This is a genomic window from Vibrio metoecus, from assembly GCF_009665255.1.
GTDB classification, from domain to species: domain Bacteria; phylum Pseudomonadota; class Gammaproteobacteria; order Enterobacterales; family Vibrionaceae; genus Vibrio; species Vibrio metoecus_B.
This window is the reverse complement of record NZ_CP035686.1, coordinates 2,091,636-2,104,854: the sequence shown is the minus strand read 5'-3', so window position 1 is coordinate 2,104,854 and position 13,219 is coordinate 2,091,636. Positions and strand designations below refer to the sequence as shown.

The 13,219-nt window shown below is 46.3% G+C and carries 10 protein-coding genes; 6 read left to right on the top strand and 4 right to left on the bottom strand.

Translation table 11 applies throughout. The annotated features are described in order from the left end of the window. Positions 1-191: 191 nt before the first annotated feature. On the top strand, positions 192-1,781 hold the full coding sequence (gene prfC / locus EPB59_RS09505) for a peptide chain release factor 3 (RefSeq protein WP_055051919.1): 1,590 nt from the start codon (positions 192-194) through the stop codon (positions 1,779-1,781). A 104-nt stretch (positions 1,782-1,885) separates the two neighbouring features. Here the strand turns inward: prfC and srmB are convergent, their stop codons facing one another. After that, positions 1,886-3,157, bottom strand: coding sequence for an ATP-dependent RNA helicase SrmB (gene srmB, locus EPB59_RS09500; protein WP_154172497.1), 1,272 nt, complete (start codon positions 3,155-3,157; stop codon positions 1,886-1,888). A gap of 90 nt (positions 3,158-3,247) precedes the next feature. After that, positions 3,248-3,967: a tRNA1(Val) (adenine(37)-N6)-methyltransferase gene (locus EPB59_RS09495; RefSeq protein WP_154172495.1), complete on the bottom strand. Its 720-nt coding sequence runs from the start codon at positions 3,965-3,967 to the stop codon at positions 3,248-3,250. Between the two features lie 308 nt (positions 3,968-4,275). Between EPB59_RS09495 and brnQ the strand changes: the two genes are divergently transcribed. From brnQ to EPB59_RS09470, 5 genes are all read left to right on the top strand, one after another. Then, the gene (gene brnQ / locus EPB59_RS09490; RefSeq protein ID WP_055043618.1) at positions 4,276-5,589 is read left to right on the top strand and encodes a branched-chain amino acid transport system II carrier protein; all 1,314 of its coding nucleotides are present in this window, start codon (positions 4,276-4,278) and stop codon (positions 5,587-5,589) included. A gap of 168 nt (positions 5,590-5,757) precedes the next feature. Then, positions 5,758-6,856, top strand: a protein-coding gene (prfB, locus tag EPB59_RS09485) for a peptide chain release factor 2 (protein ID WP_154172493.1) whose coding sequence is annotated in 2 segments (ribosomal slippage) — positions 5,758-5,832 and positions 5,834-6,856 — 1,098 coding nt in all. Because the reading frame shifts where the segments join, the coding sequence is not laid out codon by codon here. A 30-nt stretch (positions 6,857-6,886) separates the two neighbouring features. Beyond that, a complete protein-coding gene (gene lysS / locus EPB59_RS09480; protein ID WP_154172491.1) occupies positions 6,887-8,419 on the top strand; it encodes a lysine--tRNA ligase in 1,533 nt (510 codons plus the stop codon). A gap of 282 nt (positions 8,420-8,701) precedes the next feature. After that, positions 8,702-10,036, top strand: coding sequence for a cyclic-di-GMP-binding transcriptional regulator VpsR (vpsR, locus tag EPB59_RS09475; RefSeq protein WP_055051923.1), 1,335 nt, complete (start codon positions 8,702-8,704; stop codon positions 10,034-10,036). Between the two features lie 557 nt (positions 10,037-10,593). After that, a complete protein-coding gene (locus tag EPB59_RS09470) occupies positions 10,594-10,845 on the top strand; it encodes a hypothetical protein (RefSeq protein ID WP_055051925.1) in 252 nt (83 codons plus the stop codon). Between the two features lie 40 nt (positions 10,846-10,885). Here the strand turns inward: EPB59_RS09470 and EPB59_RS09465 are convergent, their stop codons facing one another. Next, positions 10,886-11,920 (bottom strand): NADP(H)-dependent aldo-keto reductase, encoded by a 1,035-nt coding sequence (locus EPB59_RS09465; RefSeq protein WP_095469814.1) that lies wholly within the window; start codon positions 11,918-11,920, stop codon positions 10,886-10,888. 215 nt (positions 11,921-12,135) lie between these two features. After that, positions 12,136-12,801, bottom strand: a complete 666-nt coding sequence (mutH, locus tag EPB59_RS09460; RefSeq protein ID WP_055051927.1) for a DNA mismatch repair endonuclease MutH — start codon at positions 12,799-12,801, stop codon at positions 12,136-12,138. Positions 12,802-13,219 lie beyond the last annotated feature (418 nt).

Below are 13,219 nucleotides of genomic sequence, written 5' to 3'. Positions count from 1 at the left end.
ATTTACTCTCTACAGTTATAGTTCATGTTTATTGATAAATTAATTAAAACGGTGATGAGAAAATATGAAATCACTCATTAATTGCAGTGAAGTTGCTCCCAGAGCCAAGATAAGGGAGAATACCGCGCAAATTTGAACCGAAACGCTAGTCAGTTCACGTAAGCTGACTCAAGCACAAAGAGAATCTGTTGATGTCAACTACACCCTATTTCGGCGAAGTGTCAAAACGCCGCACATTTGCGATCATTTCGCACCCTGACGCGGGTAAAACCACGATCACTGAAAAAGTTCTGCTCTTCGGACGTGCGATTCAAGTCGCAGGTACAGTAAAAGGTCGTGGCTCGAACCAGCACGCGAAATCAGACTGGATGGAAATGGAAAAAGAGCGTGGTATTTCGGTGACCACCTCTGTGATGCAGTTTCCGTACGGCGATAGTCTGGTTAACCTTTTAGATACCCCAGGACACGAAGACTTCTCGGAAGATACTTACCGTACTCTGACCGCGGTGGACTCTTGCTTGATGGTGATTGATGCCGCGAAAGGGGTTGAGGATCGTACGCGTAAATTAATGGAAGTCACTCGTCTGCGTGATACGCCGATCGTCACGTTCATGAACAAGCTGGACCGTGAAATCCGTGATCCTATGGAATTGCTGGATGAAGTGGAAAATGAGCTGAAAATTGCTTGTTCACCGATCACATGGCCTATCGGCTGTGGTAAAGAGTTTAAAGGCGTGTATCACATCCATCGTGATGAGACGATCTTGTACTCAACGGGTCAAGGCCACACCATTCAAGACGAGCGCATCGTGAAAGGCTTGGATAATCCAGAGCTGGATAAAGCGGTGGGTGAAGACTTAGCCGCGCAACTGCGTGAAGAACTGGAATTGGTACTGGGAGCTTCCCATGAGTTTGATCGTGAGCTATTCCTAAGCGGTGAACTCACTCCGGTTTTCTTTGGTACGGCACTGGGTAACTTTGGTGTTGACCATATGCTTGATGGCCTGACGCAATGGGCTCCATCGCCCATGCCTCGCCAAGCGGCAGAGCGGGTAGTGGACGCGAGCGAAGAGAAGTTCAGTGGCTTCGTGTTTAAAATTCAAGCCAACATGGATCCAAAGCACCGCGACCGTATTGCTTTCGTACGTATTGTATCGGGCACCTACAAGCAAGGCATGAAGATGAACCATGTGCGCCTTGGCAAGCAGATCAACATTTCGGATGCGGTGACTTTCATGGCAGGTGACCGTGCGCGTGCAGAAGAAGCCTTTGCGGGTGACATTATTGGTCTGCATAACCACGGTACGATCCAGATTGGCGATACCTTTACTCAAGGCGAAACGCTGAAGTTTACCGGTATTCCGAACTTTGCCCCGGAACTGTTCCGTCGTATCCGTCTGCGTGATCCACTTAAACAAAAGCAACTACTGAAAGGCTTAGTGCAGCTTTCGGAAGAGGGTGCAGTACAGGTTTTCCGTCCACTCCAAAACAATGATCTCATCGTTGGAGCGGTGGGTGTGCTGCAGTTTGATGTGGTGGTATCGCGTCTGAAATCGGAATATAACGTTGAAGCGATCTATGAAGGCGTTAACGTTGCAACCGCACGCTGGGTTGAGTGTGACGATGTGAAGAAGTTTGAAGAATTCAAACGTAAGAACCAGAGCAACCTTGCGCTGGATGGGGGCGATAATCTTGCGTATATCGCACCAACCATGGTGAATTTGAACTTGGCGCAGGAGCGTTCACCTGAGGTGAAATTCCGTGCGACTCGTGAACACTAAGGATTAAGCTCAACGCGCGCTGAATGTGGTGCGCGTTGAGTTAAGCCAATAAAAAAGCCGATGAAAATTCATCGGCTTTTTCGTAACAAGATTACCTATCTTATTTAGGCTTTGGTCGCGGCTTTCTTCTTCGTGGCTTTTGCTTTTGGCTTGCTGGTGGCTTTTTTCTTCACCGCGCCTTTATCTGCCGGTTTTTTGCTGTCCTTCTTCTTTTTCTTAAACACAGGCTTTTTGTGTTTAGGACGCAGGCCATCGATAAAGCGTTCTTTAACTTCTTCTTTGATATAACGCTCAACTCGCGCCATCATTGGTTGGTCGTGCGCTTCAACCAGTGAAATGGCGATACCTTTTTTCCCTGCACGCCCAGTACGGCCGATACGGTGTAGGTAAACGTCTGCACTGCGTGGCAAGTCAAAGTTGATCACATGGCTGATGTCAGGCACGTCGATACCCCGAGCCGCGACGTCAGTGGCGAGCAGGATATTCACATCGCCTTCACGGAAACGGGTGATCGCATTGTTACGACGATCTTGTGGCATTTCCCCTTGGATCCATGCACACGGGATCTGAGCTTTTTCCAATTCAGCACGTAGGTCTGCGAGACGCTCACGAGTTTTTAAGAACACGATCGAACGTTCGGCTTGCTCGGTCAGGATCTTTTTCAGCAGTTCCACTTTATGCGGCATGTCATCAGCGCGGTGGTACCACTGCGAAATTTTCTTACGCTCACGACGTGGTGGTTCCGCATCGACATGGGCGGGATCTTTTAACAGATCGGCAGTAAACCCTTCTACACCACGGCCTTCTAAAGTTGCCGAGAACAGTAGGGTTTGTTTACGCCAGCGGCACTCGGTCGAGAGGCGATCAACCGTTGGGCCAAAGCCCATGTCCAACATGCGATCCGCTTCATCGAGGATCAACCACTCAATCGCACGACAGTCAAAACGCTCTGCATCAATGTATTCCAGCAGACGTCCCGGTGTGGCGACCACTATATCTTGGGTGGTTGCTAGAATATCGGCGTGCTCTTGGTACTGCACACCACCGGTAATGGTGAAAATATTCAGACGAGTATTTTTAGCCAGCGCTTGCGCTTGTTCGGCCACCTGCATCGCCAGTTCACGGGTTGGCGTTAAAATCAGAATTCGCGCAGGGCCTGCTTTACGGCGTGGGAAATCGAGCAAATATTGCAGCGCTGGAATGGCAAACGCGGCTGTTTTACCTGTACCCGTAGGGGCAGAGGCTAAGACATCACGACCATCCAGAGCTTGCGGAATTGCTTCAGCCTGAACTTGGGTTGGGCGGCTAAGGCCCATTTCTTCGATCGCTTCAAGCAATATTGGATCGAGTTCGAGGTCGGCAAAGGTTTTAATCACAAATAATTACTCCACAAGCGTTGAAAGGCTCTGTCTTAAAACAGGGCGCACATTATAGATGGATCACGCTTTAGATCACATCTTTAATTGCTACATCTTCAGATAAAAATCACGGGTTAGGTGCTGGAACTCTTCACTGTAGCCATCCTTTTCGCGGATCACCAGTACGGAATCCTCCGTCGTACAAGGGGAGATATGTAGCTCAAACAATAATCGATGTACGGGTTTGCTTGAGGTCGGCTGTACTTGACAATAACGCCCCAAGTGAAGCCCTGCTTGTTTGGCTAGGGCGATGAAATCTTCACCTTCCGCTTTTGGGAGAATAAAACTCGCGACACCATCGGGCTTGAGAAGCTTAGGTATGTGTTCAATCAAGGCTTGATGCTGCAAGCTGATGGTATGGCGAGCAGTGGCTCTGATCTGCTGTTGAGCGGTTTCACCACTGTTGAAATAAGGTGGATTACAAATAATTGCCGCAAAACGCTGTTCGGGTTGCCAGTGCAAAATATCGTGATGGTGGCAGGTTATGCGGTCTGCCCAAGGACTATTCTTTCGATTTTGCTCTGAGGCGTGAAAAGCGCTGAGTTCAATATCCAGGGCAGTAATGTCCGCCTCTGGGAAGCGTTGCGCACACATGATGCTGAGTAGGCCGGTTCCACTTCCTATATCCAAAATCGAGCGTGGGGGTATGGTAAATGCCCAAGCGCCTAATAGCACGCCATCGGTGCTGATCGGCATGCCGCACTCCCTTTCTTCTATACAGAATTGTTTAAATCGAAAGTGCTTATTCATTAATTTATTGGTTTTCATCGTAATTCTGTGCCAAATGAGAGTTAAGCGAAAAGCTCTAGTCTGTAGAGGATTGCTAATATTTTATTCTGTCGATTGGTGAAAAAATGCGCTTCATTTGTAGTCTGTAATTCTGGGTTTTTACATTCATCTAGCATATGACACTGCATTATTGTTGTGAATATAAATTATTGTGGCGTTTTTTGCTTTGTGGTTGCGAAATACAAGCGCATTCGTCATTATTCGGCTTCACACCGCTTAGCGTGATATCGATTTAAGCAGTGAGATGCATACACAACATTCATTACATTTATAAATAAGGGTTATCTGTGAAGCAGACGTTAAAACTAGCAGATATTTTAGCTTTGGGCTTTATGCTGTTCGCGTTCTTTTTGGGCGCCGGTAATATCATTTTTCCACCACTCGCAGGCCAATTAGCGGGTGAGAACATTACTCCTGCCATGTTTGGCTTTTTGCTGACAGCGGTCGGTTTACCACTGATCACTATCATTGCGATTGCAGTGGCGGGTGGCAGTTGGGAGCACCTAACCAAAGATTTGCCTGTGAAAGCATCGGTATTGATGGCAGCGTTGATTTTGATCGTGATTGGTCCTGCGTTTGCGGCACCGCGTACAGGTCTTGTGGCATTTGAAATGGCGGTAAAACCGTTTTTCACAGAGAGCACTCAATTTGACTTAGCCGTTTTCTCTGTGCTGTTTTTTAGCGTTGCGATGTTTTTCTCATGGTCACAAGGCAAGTTGGTCGATTTAATTGGTAAATTACTGACTCCAGCTCTGTTTATTGGTTTGATCATTCTTGCGCTTGGGGTATTTATGAATCCACAAGGTGAGATGATTGCGGCGCAAGGTGACTACCTGACTCAACCGCTGACCAAAGGTTTCTTGGAAGGCTACAACACAATGGATACGTTTGCATCGCTGATGTTTGGTATCTTGATTGTGGATGCACTGCGTAGCAAAGGGATTACCGATCGGGCGGCGACTACCCGTTACTTGATTACTTCTGCGGTGATTGCGGCAGTAGGTCTAGCTCTGGTTTACGGTTCACTGTTCTACCTTGGTGCTACGAGCTCAAGTGTGGCAGCAGGCGCAAACAACGGCGGTGCGATTCTAAGCCAATACGTAAAAGCACTGTTTGGTCACAACGGTCAATTTGTTCTGTCTGTGATCGTCATGTTGGCTTGTTTAACTACGGCCGTCGGTTTGATTTCGGCATGTTCAGATTTCTTCAGCAAGCATACGTCACTGTCATACAAGCAATGGGTTGTGATTAATGGTGTGGCGTGTGGTGTGGTGGCTAACGTTGGCTTGGCACAGTTGATCACCTTGTCTATTCCTGTGCTGTTTGCTCTGTACCCGGTCGCGATCGCATTGGTAGCGTTAACTTTTGTTCGTCAAAAACTACCAAACCCTCGCATTGCTTACCGCGTTGTATTGGCGGTGTCTCTGTTGGTAGCCTTATTGGATGCTGCCAAAGTGGCAGGTGTCGATGTTTCAGCCTTTGATTTCTTGCCTTTCTTTGAATACGGTATGGGTTGGTTACTGCCAACAAGTGCAACGTTGATCTGTATGTTTTTTATCTCAGGTTCATCATCACCAGCACTAGAAGAAGAGCTCGCATAAGTCTCTTGAATCATCGAAAAGCGGAAGCCAAAGCTTCCGCTTTTTTATGCCTATCTTTCGAGGGTTATCCTGACTTACCCGCCAGAATAGAGTATTTTTTCCTGTATCTTCATCACATTTTTCAGTAGAATTCCGCGGTTAATTTCTATTCATAAACCGTAAGCCAACATGTTTGAAATCAATCCTATTAAAAATCGCCTGCAGGATGTGTCTGAACGCACAAATATCCTGAGGGGGTATCTTTGACTATGACGCCAAGAAAGAGCGTCTTGAAGAAGTTAATGCCGAGTTAGAACAACCCGATGTCTGGACCCAACCTGAGCGTGCGCAAGCCTTAGGCAAAGAGCGTTCTGCGTTAGAAGCGGTAGTTGATACTATCGATCAACTGGATCGTGGTGTCGACGATGTCGAAGGTTTGCTTGAACTGGCCATCGAAGCGGAAGATCAAGAAACGTTCGACGAAATTGGTCCCGAGCTGGATGAGTTAGAAGTGAAACTCGAACAGTTAGAGTTCCGTCGTATGTTCTCGGGTGATCATGACTCATCCGATTGTTACTTAGATCTACAAGCAGGCTCTGGTGGTACAGAAGCGCAAGACTGGACTTCTATGCTGCTGCGCATGTATTTGCGTTGGGCTGATGCTAAAGGTTTTAAAACCGAAGTGATTGAAGTTTCAGAAGGCGACGTAGCAGGGTTGAAATCCGCGACAGTGCGTATCATTGGTGATCACGCTTATGGTTGGCTGCGTACAGAAACGGGTGTACACCGTTTAGTGCGTAAATCACCTTTCGATTCAGGCGGTCGTCGTCATACGTCGTTTGCTTCGGCGTTCATCTACCCTGAAGTGGATGAAAACATAGATATCGAAATTAATCCTGCCGATCTGCGTATAGACGTGTATCGTGCTTCTGGTGCGGGTGGTCAGCACGTTAACACCACCGAATCTGCTGTTCGTATTACGCACGTACCGACCAATACAGTCGTACAATGCCAAAACGATCGCTCACAGCACAAAAACAAAGACCAAGCGATGAAGCAACTTCGCGCCAAACTGTTTGAACTGGAACTGCAAAAGCAGAACGCCGAAAAACAAGCGAACGAAGACGCCAAATCTGACATTGGTTGGGGTAGCCAAATCCGTTCTTACGTGTTGGATGATTCAAGAATCAAGGATTTACGTACAGGTATTGAAAACCGCAACACGCAAGCGGTACTCGATGGTGACTTAGACAAATTTATCGAAGCTAGCCTGAAATCAGGCCTCTAAGCTTTTTACCGACAAACAAGGTACATGCAAATGACTGATGCTGTTCAAAACGAGATTAATCAAGAGCAAATCACGCAAGAAGAAAACAAACTGATTGCAGAGCGTCGCAGCAAGTTGGATCACATCCGCAAGGACTGTAAAGCAAACGGACACCCAAACTCGTTCCGTCGTGACAGCCTAGCCGGTGATCTGCAGAAGGAGTTCGGTGAAAAGAGTAAGGAAGAGCTAGAAGCATTAAATCATGTTGTATCTATCGCCGGTCGTGTGATGGCAAAACGTGGTCCATTCCTCGTGATTCAGGAAACTTCTGGCCGTATTCAGGCTTATGCATCGAAAGACGTTCAGCAAGAACTGAAAGACAAATACCAAGGTTTGGATATCGGTGACATCATCGGTGTACAAGGTGCACTGCACAAATCTGGTAAAGGTGACCTGTACGTCAACATGGAACAATTCCAACTGCTGACCAAAGCACTGCGTCCACTGCCAGAGAAATTCCACGGTCTGACTGACCAAGAAATGCGTTACCGCCAGCGTTACGTTGACTTGATCGTCAACGAAGACTCGCGCAACGCTTTCGTTGTACGTTCTAAAGTGATGTCAGCCATTCGTAATTTCATGATCTCCAAACAGTTCATGGAAGTAGAAACGCCGATGATGCACGTGATCCCTGGCGGTGCGAGTGCGCGCCCATTCATCACGCATCACAATGCACTCGACATGCCGATGTACCTACGTATCGCGCCTGAGCTGTACCTGAAGCGTCTGGTTGTGGGTGGTTTTGATCGCGTATTCGAAATCAACCGTAACTTCCGTAACGAAGGTCTTTCTCCACGTCACAACCCAGAATTCACTATGATGGAATTCTATATGGCGTACGCAGATTACAAAGATCTGATGGATTTGACGGAAGAGCTGCTCAGCTCTGTAGCGTTAGAAGTTCTTGGTTCAACTTCAATGCCTTACGGTGAATATACCGTTGAATTTGGTGGTAAATACGCGCGCATGAGTATGTTTGATGCGATCAAGCACTACAATCCAAATCACGCGCAGATCCAAGCACTTACCGAAGATGATATTCAAAACCGTGACCTGATGGTTTCTATCGCGAAATCGGTTCACGTTGATGTTGAACCTTTCTGGACATGTGGCCAGCTTCTCGAAGAGATCTTTGGTGAAACGGCCGAACCTAAACTGATGCAGCCAACCTTTATCACTGGCTACCCTGCGGATATTTCTCCACTGGCGCGCCGTAGTGATGATAACCCGTTCTTCACTGACCGCTTTGAATTCTTCATCGGCGGTCGTGAAGTAGCAAACGGCTTCTCAGAGCTTAACGATGCTGAAGACCAAGATGCACGTTTCAAAGCACAAGTCGAAGCGAAAGAGTCCGGTGATGATGAAGCGATGTTCTACGATGCCGACTACATTACCGCTTTAGAACATGGTCTACCGCCAACAGCAGGCCAAGGTATTGGTATTGACCGTCTGGTCATGCTACTGACCAATACACACACCATTCGTGATGTGATCTTGTTCCCTGCGATGCGCCCTCAGCAATAATTACTGCGCAAATGATAAAAGCCGCTCTCATTGAGCGGCTTTTTTTATCTCATTTTTATTCCATCTGAAAGAATCATGCCAACTCAACCGAATGTAAGTCGTTCTTTTCTCTGAATTATGATTTTCTCCCACAACTTGATTAGAAAGTTTTGAATTTGTTGTCTAGTCTTATCTATGAGACAGATTATCGTGCAAAGTCTCGTTAATGTAACGTTCGTAACAAGTAGTGGGTGCGAATAGAATAATCCGCATCGTAACAATAACAATAAGGAATATAGGTTCATGAGCACTCAATTCCGTATGGATTCAGTACCTGGCTCTCTCGTTGTGGTGGGAGGTACCTATGAACCCTGGCTAGCTGTGTTGGAAAAAGTAGGTTGGCGTTGTACCCAAGTTGCGGATTTGCGTAAAGCGGATGCGCTGTTTGTAGAAACCGGTCCCTGTATCGGTATTGTGGATTTAAGCCATGACGAGTTTAGCTTAAACGGAATTGCCAATTTGGTGAGTAGCCATAAGCAGGTGCGTTGGCTGGCATTTATTCGTGAAGCACAGCTAAGCTCAGACACCATTTGCCAGTTTATCGTTAACTTTTGTATCGATTTTTTTACCGCGCCAATCCCAGATGCGCAGTTATTAAGCACCATCGGGCATCAGTTAGGCATGCTGAAGCTGGAAAAGAAAGTTTGGCCACATTTTGGTTCAGCCGGCAATATGGGCTTGATTGGTGAATCCATGCCAATGAAGCGCTTGCGCGACCAGATCAAACGTATTGGACCGACAGACGTCAGTATTTTGATTTATGGTGAAAGCGGAACTGGCAAAGAAACCGTAGCAAAAGCGATTCATAAAACGTCATCGAGAGCGCAAAAGCCGTTTATCTCGGTCAATTGTCGAGCTATGTCGGAGAAACGACTGGAAAGCGAATTGTTTGGCATCGGAGAGAGTGATGATGTTCAGCAACCGCTTTTGTTGCAAGCTGATGGTGGAACCTTGCTACTCAATGACATTTTGACGCTACCCAAAAGTCAGCAGCTTAACCTACTGCGTTTCTTGCAAGAAGGCACTGTTGAAACCAAACAAGGTGTCGTAGAAGTCGATGTACGGATTTTGGCAGCCAACTCCTCTGATATTGAAAAAGCCTTGATTGATGGCGATTTCAATGAAGAACTCTACCACTACATTAATGTGCTACGAATTAATGTACCGAGCCTGAAGGAACGTGCTGCAGATATTGTTCTGCTCGCAAAACATTTTCTACAGGAATATTCCAAAGAATATAACGCCCAAGCGCGTAGCTTCTCTGAAGATGCAGTACGAGGCTTAACTCGTTACCATTGGCCAGGTAATGTGCGCGAACTGATGAACCAAATTAAACGAGTGGTGCTGATGTCTGATACTGTGGTATTGGATGAATCACAGCTTGATTTGCCAAAACGCAGTGATGGTCGTCGTAGCTTGAAAAGTATCCGTGAACGCTCAGAGCGTGATGCGCTGTTGTTGGTTCTTGAATCACATTCTGGTCAAGTATCAACGGCAGCGAAAGAGCTGGGAGTGTCACGAGCAACTATGTACCGTTTGCTGAATAAGCATAATTTGATCACCGATGAAAATTTCTAGCTTCGCAGTTTTAATGTGACAGACATTCAGCCACTTAACAGTGGCTGAATTTTTTATGTGGTTATAGGCTTGGGGCTGATATCGCCATCAGATGTTGCTGTGTTAGAGCTGGATTGGATGCATATTCGGTTGCTGATTTATTGCTCAGATGAATATGTTATTCACATCAGTAATAACACCACTGGCTAGTAAAAAACGCTGTATTCTCGAACACATGCAATAAAAAGTTGAATTTGATAGGCGGAGTTGTTTAGAATTTAACCGTAAGTTTCACTTACACAACACATTTCTTTGGATTAATTGACTTTGCTTGGAGGCGCATCATGGCACATTTCGTATCTGCATCATTGCTTTGCGCTTCTGATCTTAATTCAACCCATCAAACCGCACACCGAGGCTTTCCCGTGCGCGTAATGGGCGATGATTTGAGCAAAGATAACTGAATTAATCCGTAACCTCTTATTAGGCTGCGGAAAATGGCAGCTGAGTAAGAGCGTATTCTGACTTTTACCTTCCGATCGTCATTTTCCCCAGCAAACAAACTGGAGAAAATTACCATGCGTCAATCTATTTACTTACAACTAGCCGTATTACTAGTTCGTGCTGATCTACGTCGTGAAGAACGAGAGTGGAAACGTCAAGTTCGAAGAAGTAGCTACCATTTACCTTGGCATAATCCACACTTGTTACGTGACATTGGTTTGCAAGAAGACGGTCGTCCTATCGGCTGGAGTCTACCGGATGCTGTTGTCGCTGAACGTCGTGTGAGACATATCCGCCGTGTGTTAAATGCGCGAATACCGACGTAATGCAAAGGAGCTGGTGAGTTAACTCACCAGCTCCTTACCCCTAAGGACAGGGATTGGAATAAGTGGTTCCAATCTCTTGAATTTTCTGCAGTAGTTCTGCACTTAATGAAATCTCTAAACTATCCAAATTTGATTTTAACTGCGTCATGCTCGTGGCTCCAATGATGTTTGATGCCACAAATGGACGCTGATTGACAAATGCCAACGCCATTTGTGCGGGGTCTAAGCCAAACTGCTGTGCCAGTTCCACATAAGCTTGCGTTGCAAGTATTCCTTGTGGTGTAAAGTAGCGTGAGAAGCGCTGATGCAATGAACAGCGAGCCCCAGCAGGACGAGCCCCATTGAGGTATTTTCCACTTAAGGTACCAAAGGCGAGTGGTGAATAAGCGAGAAGCTTTACTCCTTCGAGATGACTAATCTCGGCAAGCCCGACTTCAAAGCTGCGATTGAGTAGATTGTAAGGGTTTTGGATGGAGACTATTCTCGGCAGTTCATGCTTTTCCGCTAAACGCAGATAACTCATGACTCCCCAAGGCGTTTCATTCGAGACGCCGATATAACGAACTTTACCCATGCGTACCAGATCACTCAGCGCTTCGAGTGTTTCAACCAGTGTCACTTCTTCCTGTTTGTCTGGATAGGGGTAATTGAGCTGGCCAAAGGTGTTGGTTTGTCGCTGTGGCCAGTGAATTTGGTAAAGGTCGATATAGTCGGTTTGTAAGCGGCGCAAGCTATCATCAATGGCTTGGTGAATATTGCGATGATCTAACGCCATTTTGTCGCGAATGTAAGGAACGTTGCGTGGTCCTGCTACCTTGGTTGCCAGCACAATTTTTTCACGCTTGCCTGATTTGGCCAGCCAATTGCCAATAAACTCTTCGGTTTTACCTTGAGTTTCTGCTGTTGGAGGAACCGGGTACATCTCCGCAGTATCGATAAAGTTAACGCCACGTTCTAATGCGTAATCGAGCTGTTGAAAAGCATCCGCTTGTGAGTTCTGTTCACCAAAAGTCATGGTGCCTAAACAGATCTTGCTGATTTCGAGGCTGGAGTGGGGCAGCTTGGTATATTGCATAGTACTTCCTTGTCTGAGAGCCAAAGAACGAATACAAGTCCCTTTAGGTTGACGTCTTGGCACAGTGCCGAGCACTCTACGTCATAGGGATGAGAAAACACAATGTGCGATTGAGTCCTGAATCCATGCCATTATGAAATTACAAAAGGGAGACAGGATTTTCACTATAAGCGACTCGTGGCGACACGAAAACAAAAATGTCGCCGCACTAAGAATTAGGCGTAGTAACGTTGCAGAATTTGCGCGGTAAATTGAGTGCGTAAGTAAAAACCACGCGGTAAGGTTTTGATTGGACGGCCATTTGCACCGTAGGCTTCCGTCTGTGCACGACCATTGGCCGCTTTAGGACGCAGTTGTAATACCTCACCATGTTTGGCGGTAATTTGTGCTACTTTGCCAAGTACGATCAACTCCATCAACTCTTCCCAATCTGCTTTGAGTTGTGCTTCTTCTTCTACAGAAGGACTCCACAGTAGCGGTGAGCCAACGCAACGATCCGCAAGGGGTATCTCTCGCTCGCCCTGCACTGGGATCCAAAGTACTTTTGACAGTTTATTGCGAACATGGCTTTGCTCCCACGTTAAACCATGCACGCCTGTGAGAGGCGCCACGCAGACGAATGTCGTTTCTAGTGGTTTTCCTGTGTAACTGACAGGGATACTTTTCAGTTCAATACCCAAATGCTCAAAATCTTGTTGTGGTTTACTGCCTGCGGTGGCCCCCAAGTGCCATTCCAGTAATTGGCCAACCCAACCTTTGTCTTTACGTAGATCTGGCGGTACGGTCATTCCTGCTTCATCGGCGAGTTCTGCGAAACTTAGCCCCGCAATTTCTTGAGCGCGAGTTAATAATTCTTGTTGGGAAGTTGGTGTGGGTTTCATGTTCGTTATCGGCGTTACACATTCCTAACGTGATTGTACCGATTTTGCATTCACTTGCCATTTTTGCCCCTGTTTTTTAGTTGCAATATCGATGATTAAAGAGGAATGGGAAGTCAGAAAAAGCGATGATTTATCGACACCTTGTGTTTCACCATCAGGTTATCCACAGTTTTATTTTCTATTGCTGAAAAGGAATTAACTCATGGATCAATACACAGTAGGTCAATACGCTTCAAGAGAGGGCGATGGGCTTGCCATTAGGTAAATACAGGGAGTTAAGGTTAATGAGTGCATGGATTGATGGATCTTTGACCGGCAGAGTAGGATCTTTTCCCAGTTTGATTTGCAATGTTTGCCATAATGCTGGATTTTAATTTAATTAATTGTTTTTAAAGTATTTATTATTGATTTTGTCGTG

What these genes read in the sequence shown, in the direction of transcription:
- prfC (WP_055051919.1), top strand. Translation starts at nt 192, where the DNA reads ATGTCAACTACACCCTATTTCGGCGAAGTGTCAAAACGCCGCACATTT.
- EPB59_RS09465 (WP_095469814.1), bottom strand. Translation starts at nt 11,920, where the DNA reads ATGCAATATACCAAGCTGCCCCACTCCAGCCTCGAAATCAGCAAGATC.
- EPB59_RS09495 (WP_154172495.1), bottom strand. Translation starts at nt 3,967, where the DNA reads ATGAAAACCAATAAATTAATGAATAAGCACTTTCGATTTAAACAATTC.
- lysS (WP_154172491.1), top strand. Translation starts at nt 6,887, where the DNA reads ATGACTGATGCTGTTCAAAACGAGATTAATCAAGAGCAAATCACGCAA.
- mutH (WP_055051927.1), bottom strand. Translation starts at nt 12,801, where the DNA reads ATGAAACCCACACCAACTTCCCAACAAGAATTATTAACTCGCGCTCAA.
- EPB59_RS09470 (WP_055051925.1), top strand. Translation starts at nt 10,594, where the DNA reads ATGCGTCAATCTATTTACTTACAACTAGCCGTATTACTAGTTCGTGCT.
- vpsR (WP_055051923.1), top strand. Translation starts at nt 8,702, where the DNA reads ATGAGCACTCAATTCCGTATGGATTCAGTACCTGGCTCTCTCGTTGTG.